The sequence below is a fragment of the Kitasatospora sp. MBT63 genome (assembly GCF_000710465.2).
Lineage (GTDB): Bacteria > Actinomycetota > Actinomycetes > Streptomycetales > Streptomycetaceae > Kitasatospora.
Genome location: NZ_JAIZ01000728.1, coordinates 7,222 through 8,409, shown reverse-complemented (window position 1 = coordinate 8,409; position 1,188 = coordinate 7,222). Strand labels below are relative to the sequence as shown.

Annotated in this window: 1 protein-coding gene; it reads right to left on the bottom strand. The window is 77.6% G+C overall.

Annotated features, from left to right (window positions below):
• The coding region (locus AA75_RS37835; protein ID WP_051814115.1) for a patatin-like phospholipase family protein at window positions 1-790 on the bottom strand (790 nt) is incomplete at its 3' end.
• Window positions 791-1,188 lie beyond the last annotated feature (398 nt).

Sequence of the window (1,188 nt, the reverse complement as noted above, 5' to 3'; positions counted from 1 at the left end):
GCAGCCGGATGCCCATCGGCGCCAGCACGTACACCTCGTCCAGGCCGCGGCCGTTCATCAGGTCCGCGTTGGTGGCCGACCAGCAGCCGCCGTCGACGTACCGCCCGCCGGCCACCTCGACCGGCGCGAACCAGCCGGGGATCGCGCAGGATGCCATCACCGCCTCGGCGACCCCGGCCGCCGGCGCACCCAGGTCGCCGAAGGCCACCCGGCGGCCGGTCCGGTAGTCGACGGCGGCCACCCGCAGCGCGCTGCCCTCGGGCCAGCCGCCGTCGCCGAACAGCTTCCTGACCAGGTCGCCGATGGGCGCGACCGAGCCCCGGCCGGGCGGCACGGCGGCGGAGACCATGGTGAGGAACGGGTAGTCGCGCGGGTGCCGGACGGCGTCCCGCAGCAGCCCCGGCGAGCCGATCGCCGCCTGCGGCCGCGGCGGCAGGGCCCCGCCCACCACCGTGTCGTAGTCGAAGTCGATGTCCATCAGCGGTCCGGCGGTCACCGGCCGTCCCAGCTGGTGGTCGCGGAGCTGTCCGGGCTCGACCCCGGCCGCGAGCAGGGTGCCCAGGAGGGCGCCCGCGGAGGTGCCGAGGAGCACCTCGGCGCTGCCCGGCCGCCAGCCGGTGGCCTCCTCCACCGCGCACAGCGCGCCGACCGTCCAGGCGGCGCCCAGCATCCCGCCCCCGCCCAGCACCAGCCCGCGCCGGATCCCGCTTCCGGGCCGCCCGTGCCGTACCCGCTCCGTGGCCGGCCCGCTCCTGGCCGGCCGGCCGTCTCCGGTGGACACCTGGGTCACGCCGTCTCCGCCCGCATCGTGGGAATCCGCTCCCCCGATACTGCGCCCTACCCGCCGGTAGGCCCGGTAGGGCAACGCCCTGATCGCAGCAGTCACCCGTCCCCCTTCGGGCCACGCCCGTCCGCCCCGGACGTCAACCCGGCGCGGACGGGGGCGGGCGGCCGGGCCCCGCACGCCGTACGTGCCACCCGGATAGGTGACAACGGACGGTCGGCGGCCGGCCCGCCGCAGCCGCTTGCCGCCCGCACCCCGCCTCGGTACCAAGGGACCCGCCGCCACACACCGCCGCGCCCACCCGGGAGGTCCGCCGTGCCCGAAGCCACCCTGCCCGCCACCGACGCACCCACCATTGCCACCGCCACCGCCACTGCCACCACCACCGCACACACCGCATACGC